This is a genomic window from Paraburkholderia sp. TE9906 (genome assembly GCF_056279605.1).
Genome location: NZ_JBWCCT010000001.1, coordinates 47844 through 66981 on the forward strand (window position 1 = coordinate 47844; position 19138 = coordinate 66981).

At 62.2% G+C, this 19138-nt stretch carries 15 protein-coding genes and 1 pseudogene; 7 read left to right on the forward strand and 9 right to left on the reverse strand.

Annotation, left to right across the window (positions count from 1 at the left end; translation table 11 throughout):
* Positions 1-8: 8 nt before the first annotated feature.
* The 4 genes from ACZ9H4_RS00240 to ACZ9H4_RS00255 form a co-directional block, all read right to left on the reverse strand.
* A complete protein-coding gene (locus ACZ9H4_RS00240) occupies positions 9-1478 on the reverse strand; it encodes an MFS transporter (protein ID WP_476117981.1) in 1470 nt (489 codons plus the stop codon).
* Positions 1479-1707: 229 nt separating this feature from the next.
* Positions 1708-3657, reverse strand: a complete 1950-nt coding sequence (locus ACZ9H4_RS00245) for an aconitase family protein (protein ID WP_476117982.1) — start codon at positions 3655-3657, stop codon at positions 1708-1710.
* 174 nt (positions 3658-3831) lie between these two features.
* Positions 3832-4734 (reverse strand): LysR family transcriptional regulator, encoded by a 903-nt coding sequence (locus ACZ9H4_RS00250; protein ID WP_408152075.1) that lies wholly within the window; start codon positions 4732-4734, stop codon positions 3832-3834.
* A 161-nt stretch (positions 4735-4895) separates the two neighbouring features.
* Positions 4896-5645: a 2OG-Fe(II) oxygenase gene (locus ACZ9H4_RS00255; RefSeq protein ID WP_476118267.1), complete on the reverse strand. Its 750-nt coding sequence runs from the start codon at positions 5643-5645 to the stop codon at positions 4896-4898.
* Positions 5646-5872: 227 nt separating this feature from the next.
* Here ACZ9H4_RS00255 and ACZ9H4_RS00260 point away from each other — a divergent pair, with 227 nt between their 5' ends.
* Complete coding sequence (locus ACZ9H4_RS00260; protein ID WP_476117983.1) at positions 5873-6514, forward strand: DsbA family oxidoreductase; 642 nt, start codon at positions 5873-5875, stop codon at positions 6512-6514.
* Between the two features lie 109 nt (positions 6515-6623).
* Complete coding sequence (locus ACZ9H4_RS00265; protein ID WP_476117984.1) at positions 6624-7319, forward strand: hypothetical protein; 696 nt, start codon at positions 6624-6626, stop codon at positions 7317-7319.
* A gap of 111 nt (positions 7320-7430) precedes the next feature.
* Here ACZ9H4_RS00265 and ACZ9H4_RS00270 read toward each other — a convergent pair whose 3' ends face one another.
* Positions 7431-8504 carry an AraC family transcriptional regulator gene (locus tag ACZ9H4_RS00270; protein ID WP_408138810.1) on the reverse strand — a complete coding sequence of 358 codons (1074 nt, stop codon included), beginning with the start codon at positions 8502-8504 and terminating at the stop codon, positions 7431-7433.
* 241 nt (positions 8505-8745) lie between these two features.
* Between ACZ9H4_RS00270 and ACZ9H4_RS00275 the strand changes: the two genes are divergently transcribed.
* Positions 8746-10761, forward strand: a complete 2016-nt coding sequence (locus ACZ9H4_RS00275) for a glycoside hydrolase family 3 protein (RefSeq protein WP_476117985.1) — start codon at positions 8746-8748, stop codon at positions 10759-10761.
* 180 nt (positions 10762-10941) lie between these two features.
* Here ACZ9H4_RS00275 and trpS read toward each other — a convergent pair whose 3' ends face one another.
* Positions 10942-11958 (reverse strand): tryptophan--tRNA ligase, encoded by a 1017-nt coding sequence (trpS, locus tag ACZ9H4_RS00280; protein WP_408323451.1) that lies wholly within the window; start codon positions 11956-11958, stop codon positions 10942-10944.
* Between the two features lie 257 nt (positions 11959-12215).
* The gene (locus tag ACZ9H4_RS00285; RefSeq protein WP_408138813.1) at positions 12216-12656 is read right to left on the reverse strand and encodes a PPC domain-containing DNA-binding protein; all 441 of its coding nucleotides are present in this window, start codon (positions 12654-12656) and stop codon (positions 12216-12218) included.
* 258 nt (positions 12657-12914) lie between these two features.
* On the opposite strand from ACZ9H4_RS00285, the gene ACZ9H4_RS00290 reads away from it, so the two are divergent.
* Positions 12915-13208 (forward strand): cupin domain-containing protein, encoded by a 294-nt coding sequence (locus ACZ9H4_RS00290; RefSeq protein ID WP_408138814.1) that lies wholly within the window; start codon positions 12915-12917, stop codon positions 13206-13208.
* 22 nt (positions 13209-13230) lie between these two features.
* On the opposite strand, the gene ACZ9H4_RS00295 is transcribed toward ACZ9H4_RS00290, so the two are convergent.
* Positions 13231-15009: an alpha/beta hydrolase gene (locus ACZ9H4_RS00295; RefSeq protein ID WP_408139539.1), complete on the reverse strand. Its 1779-nt coding sequence runs from the start codon at positions 15007-15009 to the stop codon at positions 13231-13233.
* Here ACZ9H4_RS00295 and ACZ9H4_RS00300 point away from each other — a divergent pair.
* The 3 genes and pseudogenes from ACZ9H4_RS00300 (at position 14902) to ACZ9H4_RS00310 (ending at position 17021) form a co-directional block, all read left to right on the forward strand.
* The gene (locus tag ACZ9H4_RS00300; RefSeq protein ID WP_408139578.1) at positions 14902-15141 is read left to right on the forward strand and encodes a hypothetical protein; all 240 of its coding nucleotides are present in this window, start codon (positions 14902-14904) and stop codon (positions 15139-15141) included. The two genes, ACZ9H4_RS00295 and ACZ9H4_RS00300, sit on opposite strands and share 108 nt — an antisense overlap.
* A 507-nt stretch (positions 15142-15648) precedes the next feature.
* A pseudogene (locus ACZ9H4_RS00305) lies at positions 15649-16171 on the forward strand (MHYT domain-containing protein); the annotation flags it as partial.
* A 562-nt stretch (positions 16172-16733) separates the two neighbouring features.
* Positions 16734-17021, forward strand: a complete 288-nt coding sequence (locus tag ACZ9H4_RS00310) for a BON domain-containing protein (RefSeq protein WP_408138815.1) — start codon at positions 16734-16736, stop codon at positions 17019-17021.
* Positions 17022-17309: 288 nt separating this feature from the next.
* Here the strand turns inward: ACZ9H4_RS00310 and ACZ9H4_RS00315 are convergent, their stop codons facing one another.
* On the reverse strand, positions 17310-18122 hold the full coding sequence (locus tag ACZ9H4_RS00315; RefSeq protein WP_476117986.1) for a hypothetical protein: 813 nt from the start codon (positions 18120-18122) through the stop codon (positions 17310-17312).
* Positions 18123-19138 lie beyond the last annotated feature (1016 nt).

A 19138-nucleotide genomic window follows, 5' to 3' on the forward strand; every position in this document is an offset into this window, starting at 1 on the left:
GCCTGCTTCTAGATCTTCTCCAGTTCCAGCCCCTTCGTGCGTGGCCCCATCAAACCGATCGCCAGCATCACGATGAGCATCGCACCGGCAATGAACACGAACACGCCGGACGTGCCGAATTGTTTCAACACCGCCGCGATCAGAAAAGCCGTGAAGATCGCCGAAAACCGGCTCCACGAATAAACGAAGCCCACCGCCCGGGCACGGATGCTGGTCGGAAAGAGCTCAGTCTGATACGCATGGAAGCTATACGAAATGATGTTGCCCGCAAGCGTCAGACACACGCCGAGGCTCACCAGCAGCACCGCGCCCGACGCCTGACTGAACCACAGCCCGCAGACGATGTTCACGCCGGCCATGACGACGATCACCGTCTTGCGCTCGAAGCGGTCGCCGATGAAGAGACCGATTACCGGACCGAGCGGCGCGGCCAGCGCAATCACGCTCGAATACATCAGGCTCGTCGTGATCGTGATGCCCTGTTTGATCAGCAGTGTCGGCACCCAGTTCGCAAAGCCGTAGAAGCCCACGGTCTGGAAGAGGTTGAAGATAGTCATCATCAGCGTGCGGCTTCGATACGGCGGCACCCACATATCGCGGAAGCTGCCGCGCGGCGTCACGGGCAGCGGCGGTGCCGGCGGCGGCAACTCGCGGCCATATTCGCTGCGCACCTTCGCTTCGAGCGCGCTCATCACGCGGTCGGCTTCGGCAAGACGCCCCTGCTGCGCGAGCCAACGCGGGCTTTCCGGCAGCGCGCGACGAATCCACCAGACGAACAGTGCGCCGTGTGCGCCGATCAGCACGACCCAACGCCAGCCGTCGAGGCCGAATAGCGTGCGCGGCACGAGCAAAAATGACAAAAACGCGACCACCGGCACCGCCGTGAAGCCGACCGCCTGCTCGCACGCGAACGCGCGGCCGCGAATCTGCTTGGGCACCAGCTCGGAGATGTACGTGCCAATCGTCACCAGTTCGACGCCGATACCGACGCCCGCGACGAAGCGCCAGAAGTTCAGGCCAGTGGCCGTTTCCTGAAAGGCCATCACGACGTTGGCCGCTGTATACCAGAGCAGCGAATACGTGAAGACGGCGCGGCGTCCGAAGCGGTCCGCCAGAAAGCCGCAAGCGATCGTGCCGATAAAGAGGCCGCTGAACAAAGCGGCGATGAAACTCGCGACGCCGGTCGAGCCGAACAGTCCGTGCGTCGTTGCAGTCAGTAAGCCGCTCTTGACGAGACCCGGCGCGACATAACCGGAGTACAGCAGATCGTAGAGTTCGAAGAAGAAGCCGAGGCTCAGCAGCACTACCAGCTTCCAGATGGAGCGCGTGGCGGGCAGCCGGTCGAGGCGCGCCGAAATGCTGCCGGCGTCGAGCGGCGCGGCTGCCGTGGTGTCGGGCGCTGTGTTGCCGGGGGTGCTGGAATACGTCACGCTGCCGCCGTTGCGTGCGACGGAGTCGGCGTGATCTGGGGATGCCATGTTGTCTGTCTCCTTTGTCGACCGGAGTTGGCGCTTTAGCGCCTACTCCGGTCCCATGCAAAGCTGTCGACCGGAGTTGGCGCTTTAGCGCCTACTCCGGTCCCATGCAACCCGAATGCTCGTGATACCGGCGAAAAATACAGCTCGCCGAAACCGGCTTGACGCCAGCCATCCGTACGTTCGCGCGTCGCACGCACCACGATGCCGGCATCAAGATCCGGCCAGCATTCTAGCCGCGTGCGCGCTTCAATTGTTCAAAGGTCGTGATTTTCCCGGCCAGCGCACTCGCCGCCACCGTGTACGGGCTCGCCAGCCAAACGTTGCCCGGACCCGAGCGACCCGGAAAATTACGGTTGATCGCGCTGATCGTCACCTGCCCCGCGTCGGCCGACTGCCCCGGCCCGCAATTGGCGCACGACCCGCAACCCGGCATCACGATCGTCACGCCTGCACGTTCAAAGACCGGCAAATAGCCCTGCGCCTCGCAATACTCGCGCACCGCCATGGTGCCGAATTGCAGATAAAGACGCGTGCCCTCAGGCACACGGATGCCCCGCTCGACGCCCCAATGTAGCACCTCGTGATAGAAATCGAAGTCTTCACGCTTGCCGGCGGTACATGAGCCGCCGTACGCAATGTCGATCGCGACGTCCTGCTCCAGTTGCGGCGCCGGCACCCCATTGCCGGGATCGCCAGGACGCGCGAGCATCGGTTCGATGGCGCTGGCGTCGATATGGATCGTGTCGCGATAGATTGCGCCCGCGTCGCTTTTCATCCAGCTTTCCAGTGCGAAATCGACGCCGCGCCGTTCCTTCAGAAACGCCACCGTGCGTTCGTCCGGCTCCACGATGCCGGTGAAGCCGCCCAATTCCGCGACCATGTTGGTCAAGGTCGCGCGTTCGTCGATCGACATCGCGCGCACCGCCGCGCCGCCGTATTCGAACACGAGGCCGATTGCGCCGCCCGAGCGGATCGCATCCATTTGGAGCAGATGCAGCACGACGTCCTTCGCGGTCACGCCTTCGCGCAAGTTGCCGTCGACCTCGACGCGCAGCGTCTCCGGCACTTTGCAGCGCACGTAGCCCGTCACCCAGCTATTGGCGATCTCCGTCGCGCCCGCGCCGAACGCGAGGCAACCGAGCGCGCCCGAATGCGGCGTGTGCGAATCGGTGCCGCACGCTACCTGGCCGGGCAACGCATATTGTTCGGCCATCAACGCGTGACAGATGCCCTCGGAACCCGGCACGCCGTCGAGCGCGCCGTGCGAGCGCACCGGATAATCGCGCGAGAACGACGTATGCCCTTCCATCAGATTGGCGACACCCGGCAACAGGCCGTCGCGCACGTGCGGAATGCTCTGTTCCGCCAGCACCAGATGATCCTGAAACGCGATGATGTGATCCGCCGCGTGCAGCGGCGCCGGCTTGCCGAACGCGCGATGCATCAGATGCGCGCACATGCCGGTGAAATAGTCGTGGCTGAAGCGCCAGTCGGTGGCGATGAACACACCGTCGCCGCGCTGCGCGCTGGCGATGCCCGGGTGCAGATGGCGATCGATGATTTTCTCGACCAGCGTTTTCGGCTCGCCAACTTCAGCGGCCTGCGCGGCATCGCGCACACGCGGCGCGGGCCACTCCGCGAACTTGCTGTATGCGAGCAGGCCGCCGCTGCGAATGATCTGCTGCGTGAGCGCGTCGCGGCCTTTGAGAAACTCGTCGATCGGCACCGTTTCGCCGGCGACCAGGCGATCGAGCACGGAGAAATCGGTGGTCGTGAGAATGCCAATGTTGTCGCAGTTCTGCTGATAGATCCGCTCGAAGCTCTCCGCGACGATCAGCCGGATGCCCGCCGATAATTCCGCCAACGGGCTCGATTCACGCGATGAGCCCTTGCCGTAACGCTTGCCCGCCACCGTGATCTGAAAACCGCCGTCCTTCACCGCATTGCGGCCGATCGGCATGCGCTCGCCCGCCTTGAAGCCGACGTAGGGATATTGGCCGAGGCGTTCGTCGTAGGTGAGCATCACGGTGACCGGCGTGATCTCATCGGTGGACACGTTCTCGCGTAACGGCCCGGCTGTGGCGCGCGTGACATTTTCACCCGCGAGTTGCGCGTCGATCACCGCAGGGTCCTGAGACAGGTACAGCACGCGGCCGTCCAGACGAATCGTATCGCTCATGAGTGCATTTCTCCTTGCACTCACTATACGGCGCGCAGGGTTGATGCCGAAGTGCCGGTGCGGCAACGCAGCCGTCTCGTTTGGCGAGGGCTGGGTGCGTTGTGTTGCTTTGAATATCGCGGCGGGCGCCTCGGCGTGGGCCGGTTCGCACCGGGTTACGCCGCGTCGGCCATGCTAGGGCTGGTCGCCGAGGAACCCGACCAAAGCCGCCGCGCTCGCGCTCAGCTGCTCGCGCGCCTTGAAGATCATGATGAGACGGCGCACGGCCCACGCGTCGCTCAAGGACAGCAAACGCACGTCGAGCGCATTCACGTACAGCAGCCCGACCTGCTCGGGCACGATCGCCATGCCGAGTCCAGCGTGTACCATCCGGCATAGCGCGTCGAGACTGCTGACGCGAATCCTCACGTCGAGCTGACGTCCCGCGCTCGCCGCCTGCTGCGCAAGCAGGCGCGTCAGTGCGCTCTCGCTGCGCAGGCCGACGAAGCGGTCTTCGAGCAGGTCGTCGAATGTGACGCGCGATGCGTGGGCGAGCCGATGTCCGCCCGGCACCAGCACTGCCAACCGGTCTTGCCGGTAGGGCACCTGCTCGAAGGCCTCGCTGCCGGCGATCTGGTTGCAGATGCCGAAGTCGGCGCCATGCTCATCGACGATACGCAGCACGTCCGCACTGTTTTCCTCTTCCAGTTCGATCGAAACGTCCGGAAACGCGCGCCCAAATGCCGCCACGTCCTCCGGCAAAAACTGCACGATCGACGAAAGATTCGCGACCACTCGCACGCGCCCTTTCGCGCCCGACGAAAAGCGCGACAACTCCGCGCTCATCTGTTCGATGTTGCCGATGATCGCCAGCGCGTAGCGCAGCACGGTCTCGCCGACCGGCGTCACGGTGATGCCGCGCGACTGGCGCTGGATCACCGGCAAGCCGATCACTACTTCGATCTCGGCGATGCGTCGGCTCACCGCGGACGACGCGATGAACTCCCGCTCGGCCGCGCGCGCGATATTGCGCTCCTGGCAGACGGCGACGAACAGGCGCAGCGAAGTGAGGTCGAGTTTCTTGAGGAGGTTTTCCATGGTGTCGTGTCGCGGCCGATACCTCGATTGTGACGCGGGTTACGGAATTCGCCAAAGGAGCCGGCGTTTGCTCGTGCGGAGCTTCACGCGTCATGACGACAACGCGGCTTGTGACGCTCTTTCGGCCCCGGCGATCCCGCTTCCACGCTGGACGACTCACCTCACACTGCGTCGTGAAAGATAATGCCCACGGTATGCCGGTGCCCCGAACGCAAACGGCTGACCCCATGACGCAGATTGACACGATATGGGCCCCGCGTCCCCTGAACAGGCCTGCTGTTGACCGTGAACACCACTGCATCGCCTTTTGCCAGCGGCACCACTTCCGCACGCGACTGCATACGCGGACGCTGCTCCGTCATGACGAACTCCCCGCCGGTAAAGTCCCGCCCCGGCTCCGACAGCAAAATCGCGACCTGAAGCGGGAATATATGTTCGCCGTAAAGATCCTGATGAAGACAGTTGTAGTCACCCTCGCCGTATTGCAGGAGCAACGGCGTCGGACGGACCTGGCCGGCGTCATGGCACCGCGTGATGAAGTCCGCGTGCATCGCCGGATAACGCACGTCGACGTTCATGGCTTGATTCCATCGGTTCGCGACCGGCACCAGGTGCGGATAGATTGCCGTGCGCAATTCGCCAATCGTGTTCGGCAGCGGATACCGGAAGTACTTGTATTCGCCACGGCCAAAACCGTGGCGAGCCATCACGACGCGGCTTCGGAAGAGATCGTCGCGCGAATAAAGGGCCGCCAGCATGTCGCATTGGGACGCTGTGACGAGTTCGGGCACAGTGGCACATCCGTACAGGTCGAGATCCTGCTCGATTCTTCGCCAGTCCAGTGCGTCGATCCGTTGCGTGATCGTTGCTGCATATGGGAGGGTGGGCGCTTTCGCTTCACTTGGGTTCATAGCTGATTGGCGACCGTACGCGTAGTCGGGTCCATGAGATATCATCATTCGAGCCAGTGTACGGTCGTCGACAAAAGAAAACACTCCGGGTCTTGCGGTTCAATTCGACCATACTCGCGCATCGACGCGCGGTCCCTGCAAGAGTCGGCAATTCAGGCTACGCTGTCGGCCTCTGTCACGCGCGCGCCATACCGGCTGCGCAACGCGTCATTCCAGTAAGGACCACCATGAAACAGGCGCTAACCATCGATTTTGTCTCCGACATCGCATGCCCGTGGTGTGCGATCGGCCTATCTTCGCTTCAACTTGCGCTCGCGCGTCTTGTCGACACCGTCGACGCCGAGATTGCCGTGCATCCGTTCGAACTGAATCCGCAGATGGGGCCGGCCGGCGAGGCCATCGTCGATTATCTCGGCAAAAAGTATGGACGCACACCGGCGCAAATCGCCGAAACGCAGGAGATGATCCGCGAGCGCGGGGCGAGCGTCGGCTTTACGTTCGGACCGCGTACGCGGGTCTACAACACCTTCGATGCGCACCGCCTGCTGCATTGGGCCGGCATCAAAGGCAAACAGTTGCCGCTCAAGATGGCGCTGCTGCAGGCCTATCATTCCGACGGGAAGGACCCGAGCAACCATGACGTGCTGCTCGAAGCGGCGCAATCCGTGGGACTCGATGCCGCAGAAGCGCGCGACGTGCTGACGAGCGGCATCTATGGCTACGAGGTTCGCGCGGAAGAACAGAATAATCAGGAGATGGGCATCCAGTCGGTGCCGGCCATTATCTTCAACCGTCGATACCTGGTGAGCGGCGGGCAGCCCGTCGAGCAGTTCGTGAAGGCGATCGAGCAGGTTCTGGCTGAAGCGTAGATTGACGTGGCCTTGCTGGAAAGGGCTTGAGGTTAGCGCTTGCCGGGGGCTGCGGCGCGCCATTCGGTGTCGATACGGCAAACCGGTGTCAACGCACGGAGAAAGTCCGATGGGGAACACTATCAAGCTTTTCCGCTCGCGCGCAACGTTCGCGGCGCTCGCGTTCATCGCGCTCAGCAGCCCGGTGCATGCGGCAGATGCGCGCGAACCCTTCGCATGGCCGGCATCACTCGCGCCCTTCGGTGACGGCTATCCCAAGGCAGGAAATGCGTGTCGTCGGCTTGGCGAGTCGCCCGCAACTTCCGCCTACCTCGACCATACGGCTACGCTCGTCGGTTGTCCGGGCGGCGCTGATAGCGCAAGCGTGCGGGCCATGCTTCGCGATCGTCGTGGGCATGTGGTCGGTCAAGCCGAAGGCGTGACGCTCATTTCGGTTCCGACGGATGCAGCGACGAGCAGCGCCGTGCCCAATCACAAAGACGAGCACTCAAAGACAAGGGGAACCGCTTTCAGCGCGACAGGGAAGCTACCGTGCGCCCGCCGTGCGGGACAGACTACAAGCATGTGCAGATTCCACGTCACACGCCACAGCGATCGTAGCGCGAATGTCACGATCTACTGGCCAGGAGGCAGCGCCCGAACGATCTTCTTCGGTGCAGACGGTGCGGTGATTGGAGTCAGTACCACGACTCCCGATCAGCCACCGGCGGAGAAAGCTGTCGCCAGAAAAAACAGTGAGGTTAGTCTGATTTCCGTTGGCGATGAGCGGTATGAAATTGCAGATTCGATTCTTTCTGGCAAATGACTCTGGCGGATTCTTAAAACCGTTTCGGCGTGACCGATGAGATCTCAACGACGATCCTAATGTCGGAGCAGTCGTTCTCTCAGGCTGGCGAGTACGAGCAAAAGGCCGACCTCAAATCCACCCTCTACTCTCCTGCTGCATCTGCGCCCACTGCCTGAAAGCCACCGGCGGCGTCGCGTGCCGGCTACGAAAGAAGCGCGTGAAGGCGCTTTGCGACGAGAAGCCGAGTTGCTCGCTGATCTGCGCGACGCTGAAGCGCGTATCGGCCAATAACCGGCATGCTTCCTTGAACTTGACCCGCGCTTCCAGCTCGCTGAAATGCAGACCTTCGGCCTGCAATTGACGACGCAAAGTCCAACGCGAAGTATTCAGGCGTTCACAGATCTGAGCCAGCAAGGAGGATGACGTCGGCGCCTCCGCGCTTTCGTCCGCGAGGATGTCCCTGACCAGATCCGCGACACGGGCGGAAAACAGACCGCTTTGCTGAACGCGCTGCAATTCCTTTTGCGTCTGCTCCAGCAGAAACGGCGCGAGCACGGCATTGTATTTGGAAAAGGGCTGGTCTAACGCTGCCGCGGAGAACTGCATCTGGTTCGCCGGCGCGCAATACTGCACCGTCGTGCCGAAAAAATCGCCTGGCGTGCGAGAGCGGCGCGGTTCACTACAGGTCAACGCGACACGAAATGCCGTGGCATGCGCGCCATCGTATGCGCGGATCAATGTCGCCAGCACGTGAAAATTAGCGAGCGCCTGGAAGCAGTTGTCGGGCGCGAATTCGGCAATGTACTCGAAGCGCACCCACTCGGGCGTTTCCTTGCAGAAAAGGAAATCGAACTCGCCAATGAGCGGGCGAAAAGTGATGAATGCGTCGATAGCCTCGCGCAGCGTGCGTGCATTCAGACACAGGTTGCCCAGTACAGGGAAATCCGGAAAGAGGCCGCAGCGTTCATCCAGAAGCCGTTCGACATTCGGACTCATGGAAGCCATCAACTCGACCAGCCGGCGATGCCGCGCGCCGTCGATCCGGCCATTGATGTCGATCAGGTCTTGTGCCGCAATGCCGGTGCGCGCAGCAAATGTTTCCGGTGACATACCGGCGGACCCGGCAGCATGCAGCGCGGCGACGGCGATGCGGTTCGAAACGGTACGGCGCGGGACGACGTGCGACGTCAAGTTGGCAGACATGTGTTCCAGATGGGCGGGCATGTCCCGATCATGCCCACAGCTCGCGCGCGAATCCATCAGGAATTGCCATTACATTTTGCCTTCTCCAACTTTCAGCTGGGCTCGTTATGCGCCCTGCTCCACAAAGGCAAACCGTGCACCGCGCAGTCAAACCGGTAGTAGACGGTAAGGATAAGGTAATGCGCGGCCCGTCGATTGGGCCGCCAAAACTCGAAAGATCCACCGAATCCCGGAGACACAGATGCACCTCTTTTCCCAACCCGCTTGCCGGGTCACGGCAATCGCCGCCGCCAGCGCCGCGCTCGGGCTCGGCCTGTTCGCTTGCGGCAGCGACGTCAACGATTCCCCCGCCGTCGCGCAACGCGACCTGGGGTACACCACTCTGCCGTTGCTCACGAAGGACAATCTCAAGTTCAAGGACATGAATCGCAATGGCCAGCTCGATCCCTACGAGGACTGGCGTCTTTCCGCCGAGGTCCGCGCACGCGATCTGACCGGCCGTCTGACGCTGGCAGAAAAAGCCGGCCTGATGATGCACGGCACCGCGCCCGTGCTGAACGACACGACCGGCGCCGGAACCGGCTCGGCCTACGATCTCGCGGCGTTGAAGACGCAAATCAACGATCTCGACATCAGCACCTACATTACGCGCATGAGCGGCGATGCCAATACGATGGCATCGCAATACAACCAGATCCAGACGCTCGCGGAACAATCGCGGCTTGGCATTCCTGTGTCGATCAGTTCCGATCCGCGCAATCACTTCCAGTATGTGCTGGGGGCGAGCGCGGGCGGCAGCGGATTTTCGCAATGGCCGGAGACGCTGGGCTTCGCGGCGATCGGCGATAGCGCACTGACACGCAAGTTCGGCGATATAGCGCGGCAGGAATATCGCGCGGTCGGTATCACGGAGGCGCTTTCGCCGCAAGCCGATCTTGCGACCGAACCGCGCTGGGCCCGCATCAACGGCACCTTCGGTGAAGATGCGGATCTCGCCAGGGCGCAGGTTCAGGCGTACATCGAAGGCTTTCAGGGCGGCAACTCGGGCATCAACGAGAAGAGCGTGATTGCCGTGGTCAAGCATTGGGCCGCCTACGGCGCGCAGAAGTCCGGCTTTGACAGTCATAACTACTATGGCCGCTATGCGACGTATCCGGGTAACAACTTCGCCTATCACCTGAAGCCATTCGAGGGCGCATTCGCGGCCAACGTCGGCTCGGTGATGCCCACCTATTCGGAGCCGGACGCGCCGGTGACCGTGGACGGCATCGCGCTCGAACAGGTGGGCGCGGCCTACGACAAAGCGCTGCTGACCGACCTGCTGCGCGGCAAATACGGCTTCAAGGGCGTGGTCGTGTCGGACTGGCTGATCGCGGCGGATTGCGACACCAACTGCATGAACGGCGTTTCGTCAGGCTCACCCTCGTTCGCGGGGCTCGGCATGCCGTGGGGCATGGAAACCGCCACGCGGCTGCAGCGTTTCGTGAAGGCCGTCACGGCGGGCATCGACCAGTTCGGTGGCGAAGACGATCCGTCGTTCCTCATTCAAGCTGTCAATCAGGGCTTGCTGAGTGAAACACGGCTCGCGGATTCCGCGTATCGTGTGCTGCTGCAGAAATTCCAGCAGGGGCTCTTCGATCATCCTTATGTCGATGCGGATGCGGCAGGCACGATCGTCGGTAATGCGGATTTCAAGGCGCAGGCGCTCGATGCGCAACGCCGTTCGATGGTGCTCCTGCAAAACAGCGGCAACGTGCTGCCGTTGACGGCGACGGGCAAGAAAGTGTGGCTGTACGGTATCGACCCGGCGGTAGCGCAGCAATACGGCTACACGGTTGTCGATACGCCGCAAGCCGCCGATGTGGCCGTCCTGCGCGTGAGTACGCCCTATGAGACCTTGCATCCGAACTACGTGTTCGGCGCGATGCAGCATGAGGGAAGTCTCGCGTTCGTCGACGGCAATAAGGACTATGAGGCGATCAAACAGGCGGCTGCCGCGCCGAAATCGATCGTATCCGTCTACATGGACAGACCGGCCATTCTGACCAACGTGCAGGACAAGACGACCGCGATTCTCGCCAACTTCGGCGCAAGCGATATCGCGCTGTTCGACGTCCTGACCGGCAAAGGCAAGCCGGAAGGCAAACTGCCGTTCGAACTGCCTTCGTCGATGGATGAAGTCAACGCTCAGCTGGAGGACTTGCCGCACGATACGGCACATCCGTTATATCCGTACGGATACGGGCTTTCGTATTGAGCCGACGCGCAATACGCTGAGTAGATCGACGTTACGGCGACGCGCTTCCCGATTCGCCTGACTGGGAAGCGCAGCCGGCCGCTCGCATTGCGTCTGCCGTTTCGTGCAGTGACAGGCCCCCGCCGGCGCAGATGAAGCTGTCCGGCTGGGGCCGCCCTTCCAGGTGCGGCTAACCGTCTTTCAAGTCTCGAAGTAGGTCAAACCCAGCGCGCTTTTCACCTCGGACACCGTCTGTCCGGCCACCTCTCTCGCGCGCATCGTGCCGCGACGCAGAATCGCGAGCACCTCGGCCCGCTCGTTCGCCAACTCGCCACGGCGCGTGCGAATCGGTTCGATCAGCGCCTGGAGCCGCTCGTTGAGTACTCGCTTGACGACGCTATCGCCCAATCCACCTCGGCGATAGTGCGCCTTGAGCTCATCCACCTTCTGCACATCCGGCTCGAACGCATCCAGGAACGCAAATACGACATTGCCTTCCACCTGGCCTGGGTCATTGACTCGCAGGTGGTTCGGGTCGGTGTACATGTTGTTGACCGCCGCCGTGATTTCGTCCGGCGTGGCGCCTAAAGCGATGGCGTTCCCGAGGGATTTGCTCATCTTGGCCTTGCCGTCGATACCGGGTAGTCGAGTGACCTGGGACAGCACCGCCTCACACTCGACCAGCACAGGCCGCTCGGCTGTGTTGTTGAAGCGGCGCACCAGTTCGTTGGTTTGCTCGATCATCGGGATCTGGTCATCACCCACCGGCACGTGCGTCGCCTTGAACGCGGTGATGTCGGCCGCCTGACTGACCGGGTAGGTCAGGAAGCCGGCTGGAATATCACGCTCGAAGCCACGCAAACGAATTTCCTCCTTGATGGTGGGATTGCGTTCGAGACGCGCGACCGTCACGAGGTTGAGCAGGTACTGCGTGAGCTCCGCCAGTTCCGGCACCTGCGACTGGATGAAGATCGTCGACTTCGCCGGATCGATGCCGGCGGCAAGATAGTCGAGCGCGACTTCGATGACGTTCTCGGTGACCCGCTGATGCCGCCCTACGTTGTCGGTCAGCGCCTGAGTATCGGCGAGAAGGAGAAACTGTTGGGCCTCGTGCTGAAGCTGAACGCGGGCTCGCAAGGAGCCGATGTAATGGCCGAGGTGAAGCGGACCGGTGGTCCGGTCGCCGGTCAGGATAGTGGGTCGATTGGCTGATGTCATGAACTGGAGTCTCATACTTTTGAAACCACCAGTCTTCGGCGTGCAGAAACGAAAATGCCGCCAGGGACTGGCGGCATCACGTTTGCGATATGCGTGAGGAAACGGGCCGCCGGATTCAGGCGGGCCACCAACGATGCAGGTTCAACGCGGTCGGTTTCGTGTCCATGAATTGGAGTATAGCGCAGCGTTCGGGCGTGCCGTCAAGGCGGGCAATCGCGGCCGGTTGATGGCTTAGATGATGTCGGCCGGCCAGTTGCTTATGGATGGTTGGCGTCGCTTCCAGACGACACCTGCTCCCCGAGCGGCTCATTGCGTATCACCAGTTCCATGAAACCCGAACTTGCGTCGGGCTCGCGGGAAAAGCGATGTTCGGGAAGAAGCGCGATCAATATCTCAGCGGTTGTACGGACAGCGCAACCGCGGGCCACATGTCCACCGAACACTCGACCGCGCGGGTCCGCAACCGACATGTGCAGATGCGCGCCATCAGATGACAGGGAACCGGCGAGCGTCAGAATTTCCAGATCGTCGCGCAGTTCGGTTGGCCCCTCATTTCCGGCAAATCGCAATTGGGCGACGCTGAGGCTCCCGATGCCTTGAATCACGAAGGCCGCCGACATGTTGACCTGACGCAAAACGTTTTCCAGGGCGGCGCGCAGATCGTCGCCGGGAAGAAGACGCACAGGATGGGTTTGCATCGCGTGATTCCAGATTGAAGGGCGTGGCGACAGGATAAGACGGATCGAGCTCCGCGGTAAATCGCGGCGACCCTGCGCGTCGTGCCGTCCGCACATCGGATCATCTCGCTCACATACTTGCGAAAAAATCTGACTTAGCGATCGCGTCGAGACCGGGTTACGCTGACTCCTGCTTATGACACGCACGGAGACGACATGATCCAACCGATCGATTTGAGCGCAGTCACCAGCGGCATGCATCGAGGATACGCAAACCGTGTGCTGACGAGCGTCAATGACCACGACGTCCATCTGAGCGTCATGGATGCGCCGTATTTCTGGCATTTGCATCCGAACTCGGACGAAACGTTTCTGGTCGTGGAAGGCATCCTCGCCGTCGATTTCGACGATGGGTCGGTCGCCCTGCAACCCGGCCAATTGCTGAGCGTGCCAGCGGGCGTGCGTCATCGAACGCGGCCGGTCGGGGCGCGATCGGTGAACCTCACCCTTGAAAAGACCGGCACGGCGACCGTCCCGTGCGATGCGCCGCAGCATTGGGCAAACAGGTCCTGAGCGAGGCGCGGCGTCGCCCGCTTTATTCGTGAGCGAATGCCTGATTGAGAAAGCTCTCGCACACCGCGGCAACCTGCTGCCGTGCCGCACGATTCAACACTTCATGGTCCATGTTCGGGATGACCATCGCGCTCGCGTGCAGCAGCTTGTTGAGCCGGCGCCCGCCCGGCCCGAAGTGCATGCGCAGTTCGTCGAGCCCATGATCCAGCGGGCTGAACAGCAGCCTGACACGGACGCCGCGCGCATCGAGATCTTTCATCCGCCGCCGGGCGCGCGAGCCTTTATTCACCGTGGCGCGGCTCGCGTCGCCGGTCAATGCCGCGACGTTGCTCACGACGGCGTCGACGGCATAGCGCGACAACGTTCGCAACACAGGCCGCAGACCGACCTCGCCGCGCAGAACCTGCGACCATTTCCGCACGCGCAGCATCGCCCGAAAGTGCGCGCGCGTCGACCCCGCTCCGATCTTGGTGGCGTCGCACATCCGGAAGCCCGCCGGGAAATCGAAGCTCTGCAGATTGACCAGCAGCAGCGCCCGCACCGCAGGATTGGTCGTGGCGGTCTGAAGGCCCAGATAGGCGCCCGAACAGATGCCGAACACCGCCACGCGCGGATGCCCTCGGGCCACTGCCCAATCGACCGCCAGCGACGTATCGGCGGCGAGCTGGTCGTAACTGAGCAAGGACGGATCGGCGACCATCCACGCATTGCGGCTGTCGCCAATGCCGTGCGCATCGACGCGCAAGGAGGCGAAGCCTGCCCGCGCCAGCGAGCGCGCGAGTTCGACGTTAAAGCGGCCGTCGCCGACATGGCTGGTCGCCGCCGTGTTGGCGATCACGACGAGGGGCGCGCGTTCCGCACGGTTTTCCGGTTCGCACAGGATCGCGAACAAACGCCCCTCAGCCAGTTCGACCGGTCTTTCGACCGCGCCGCTCAAGCCGCGCGAGCGTCGATAGGCGAGCAGCGACGCGACCGTATTGAATGGCGCAGGAGGAAAACCCGCTGCCGAGAACGACGGCTCGAACTCGCGGCCGAACCATGCCTCGACGGAGGCGAGTGTCGCCTCGGGCAGCTTCGCCTGCCACGAGGGCTGCAGCGCCTCGGCGTAGTCGACAAATGGAAGCGAATCGACTTGCGCACCGAGCGCGCCATAGGTCTGCGCCAACTCGTTACTGGGGCCCTGATCACCGGGGTGGACGATCAGCAGCTTGCTCGCCGGGGATGCCGTCGCGCGGCGCAGATCGCATTCGGTAATCGCGTCGATGGCGGCGCGGCTGAAGCGATGCCCCAGCACGTCGAACGCACCGGCCGGCGCGGCAGCGTCGTCGCGAACGTTTTGCCCTGACTTCTCCAGCCAGGTGCGCTGCAGCACATTCATTTCCCGCACGAACTGCCGTCCGCCGACGACCGGCGCGACGAGCGCCACGGTATCGACATGCGCCGCCCGCGCCGCCTGCACGGCAACCATCGCGCCAAAGCGGAATCCGACCAGCGCGACTCGCTGGACACCCGTCGCGCGTCTCATGAAGCCAACGGCCTCGACGGTCTCGTCCACCCATTTATCCGGTTCGACCAGGCCACCGGGATCGATGGAATCGCCGGTGCCCACATAGTCGAATCTCAGGACCACGAATCCCCGGGCCGCGAGGCGCTCGCTTAGCGAGCGCAAAGTTTGATGCAGCCATAACGCTTCATGACCGAGCGGCGCGCAGAGCACGATGCCCGCTTTGCCATTTTTACTGGATTTTGGCAACGGTTCGGAAAGCCAGCCAAAATGCCCGCCGAAACTGACGGGATGCATTTTGAAGTCCACTTTATTCGCCTCGCTATGTTCGCGCTGATTCTCGAGGGTTGTAGCGGAAAGCATTTCCAATGCGTTGGCCATATCGGGTTTTCTGAACGGGGAATTTCGCTCTATTACGCGCCGGCGTAATGGTCGCCGTCAGTGCGCTTACGCACACGACGGATTGATCAACTCCGCCAGGATACTATGCACTCGACGAGGCGGCGGCCCTGCACGGCCGGTTTCGTCCATGAGACATGGGGCTTCAACGGTTTGAAGCGGATACTGAATACTCGTCTGCGTCGGACTTCAACATCGCGCTTGCGCACCACGCCGCCGCCCCGCCATGCATCCGGCAGCCATTGCAATAGAGCCGTCATTTTCCCTTCAATTCTTCAATTAGCTTTCGGCTAGCTGTACTAAACCCGATTCCGTTTATTTTCCACGCCACTCTGCATCCAAACCGAATTCGATTCGAAACCGAGGCAATGCCGCCGGAATGATCGGACTGCCACGGAGCAGACCCCCGGCTGAATAGACAGCCGCATCGGCCAGTGCGGTTTGCCGGGCGGGCCATTCGCGAGCCATTCGTCGGCAACGAATACCGGCGGGTCTGTCAGTCATCACTAATCGAGTTCTTATAGAAGCCGCGGAACTATGCAAAGTCGCTACAACCTGGGCCTGGTCGCCTTGTCTCTCGTCATCGCGACGCTCGCTTCCTACACAGCGCTCGATCTCGCGGACCGTATCTCCCTGCTTGCCTATGCGCGCACGCGGTAGATCTGGCTGGCCGGCGGCGCGTTGGCGATGGGCATCGGCATCTGGTCGATGCACTTCATCGGGATGCTGTCGTTCTCCCTGAGCATTCCGCTCGGCTGCGATCTCGCCGTGACCGGCCAGTCGCTCCTCGTTGCCGTGCTCGTCTCATGGTTCGCGTTGTATGTCGTCACGCGCAAAGCTCTGGGCGTAATCCGGTTGCTGGTCGGCGGCGTGTTGATGGGTCTGGGCATCGCCATGCATGCACTACGTGGGCATGCACGCGTTGCTGATGGAGCCTGCGATTCACTACGATCCCGCCATCTTCGTGGCATCGATCATCATTGCAATCGCAGCGTCGACGGCGGCGCTCTGGCGCGCCCACGCACTGCGAAGCGCCGATCAGAGCCACGTGATGCGCAAGCTGCGCGCGCGGAGTTTCTCGCCAATTCGGTCGCACAACTCAACGAACAAGTCGATCGCATACGAAGTCTGACGCGCTGACGGACGCGCCCGCTCGCGAGGCGATCGGCGCGCGTTCGTGATGCAATCTTCCCGCTGGTCTGCGCTGCTTGCGCTGCCGACTGGCCGGAGAGTCAGGTGTTCTCTCCGCGCTTTCGCTATCCTCCGGCAAGCCGCTTTCCGGTCTGCTCCATCGACACACCGCCGCCGCAACAGACACGTCGCGACTCATCGTCCTCGCCTCGTCCATGAGAAGCGCCGTTGGGCGGCAATGTCGTGAATGCCCCGTTCATACTGTCAGCGCGGCATATAATCAGATCCGGCGGTCGCACACGCTTCTCGAGGCGGCGTTACGCTTCACCGCTTCGCCCCCGCTGGCACCACGCAGCTTGAAAGGCAGACCCGGACAAACCGGCAAAGGAGGAATAGTGAGAACAAACGGCACGAGCAGAATAGTCGGCGCGATTGCCGCCGTATCCCTCGCGATTGGCGCAACTTGCGCGTTTGCGCAGACGCCCGGCGGCATGCCGAACGATGCCTCCGCGCAAAACCAGCCAGTCACGACGTCTTCATCTCGAGCCAGAACCGATAGCCAGCTGGTACGCGACGTTCGTCGCGCCTTTACACGCACGACCGGGCTGAACTCCGCGTCGATTCATGTTCAGGCGCGCCACGGCGTGGTAACACTGACGGGCAGCGTGCCGCAGCGCTCACAGATTCAGCGGGCCGGGAACGCCGCGAGATCGGTTCGCGGCGTCAGGTCCGTGACGAACCGGTTGACGGTGCGCACAAGGCACAGCAGCGGTCAGTAGACTCGATACGTTGCCGTCGATGCATGGCTCGACGGCATCGATCGACCGGGATCGATGCCGCCGTAGCGGCTTCGACATGACCGGCCTGGTTTGCATGAGCCGACCGGCAGCCCTTCAGTTTGCGGCGCCATCTGTTGCGCACTTTGCGCTATCGCACTTCTCGCGCGTGCAAAGACCCGAGGCTCGGTGTGAATCCGCCGAGCCCAAACAGACTCCATCGATGGCTTTCCGAGCGTTCGTCTCCCCCGCCGACCGTGCGCCGCCGTTCAGCGGCGCCTAGCTAACGCGTCAGCGCCACATCCGATAGCTCATCACCGGCGCACGGTACGCATACATGCGCGGCGTGCTGTAGTAGACCGGCGGCCGATAAACCTGATACGCGACAGGCGGCGCGACCGGCTGCATCACGGTTTCCACCACCGGCATCTCCTCGTACTGCTGCTGCGCGTAGACCGGGACATACTGGACCGGAGGCGGCGGCGCATACTCCTGCCGCACATAGACAGGCTGGCTGTCGGCGTAGACCGGCTGCATCTGCGCCTGTGCATACTCGGGCGACGGCTGGTACTGCATCGCCATCGCCGGTGCGTACTGCGGCTCTTGATAAGCCTGCCGGTACTGCGGCTGCGGCTGCGGCTGTTGCTGCGGCGGCGGTTGCGGCACCTGACGCGGTTGCGAGACCTGGCGCTGCGCGTACTGACGAGGCTGCGGCGGGATGGTGGTGTACTTCGAGTTGTCGTCTTCGGGAAGGCCGGCCGGCAACGGCGGCACGTCCACTCGGGCGACCTGCGTGTTGGTGGGCTTGCGCTGCCCATGGTTGTGCGATTCGATCATCGCGTTATAACCGGCCTGATCCTCCTTGCCGCGATTGATATAGCCGTTGCGATAAGCGCGAGCCACATCCGACATCTTCGCTTTCGGATCCTCTTTCATGCCGTCCGCGTTGACCTGATATTCATCCGGACTGAGCGAGGCGGCCGGCGCTTCCTCGTCGGCCGCATAGGCGGCTTCGGGACCGTCGGCCCACGCAAGGCCGCACTGTAGCGTTAGCGCCGAGGCAATCGTCGTCACCCCAAACCCTAAAAGCGTTTTTATTCTCATGATCCACCTCGCGGCGATTAAGAATTTTGAAAGCCCAAGATCGCTTGCTCGCTTGCCCCGTACGGCTGTTTGCCGGTGCCCCCGTGCAGTTGTTATTTCTAGCACATTCGGTGAAGGTGAGGATTTTTTTTTGTGGGGGTGTGAGCGGTGTTGCGCATTGGATAAGTTGCGGCGCGCCTGGCGTAAGGATTGGGGCGAGGTAGCCGTGATGGTTGATGGCGTCTATCCGGTGCACAGACGGGCGTTTTTGGGTGCGCTCTCGGACTGCTGTCAGTACCGCGGATGGTTATATGCCGATTGCATTATGCGGTGACCCAGGTCTGCGGTGAATGGCAATTCGAAAAGCGTTCGACCAACGACTTTTGATTGCCGGCAAAGACGGATGCGAATCGAGTCATGGATTCGCCTCTTCGCACGAACACCAACATTCGGCGACCCGCGAAACGGGTTCGGCTTGAAGGATGTGTGAGGCGGTAATTCGTCGTGCCCGGGAGAGCATGCGAGATTGCCGGCTCCTGTCGCGGGATTCGAAGGTTCGCGCATATTCGGGCACGTGCAGGCCGGCGGATCCGAAGAGGCGATTCACGAGTAGCCGAGCGCGGGGCGCGGCAACGGCTCCCCGCTGATCTATCACCTACTGGGCATCGCGTGCGAAATGCTGGGGCAATACGAGGAAGCGGTCGAAGCGACCATCGACGCGCTAACGCGCTGCAACGAATTCGCTCGCGCAGAAACCATCCGCACGATCTGGGAGCTCGGGCGGTTATAAAAAGTCCTGCAATGGTACTTGCAGGACATGTTGGCGAGACGTCAAAGACGCTCTACATCGCCTTTCGCGTTTGCGGAAATCTACGCACCGCTTGACCAGCCGGACGACATGTTCAACTGGATCGACATTGCGCTCGCTGAGCACTTGCCGCGTCTATGGTCACTTCGGAATACTAACGCACGGTTCCATCGCTATCGGTCGACGGGTGGTTCCGGAACGTCGAAAAGCAGATAGGCTACCAAACCTG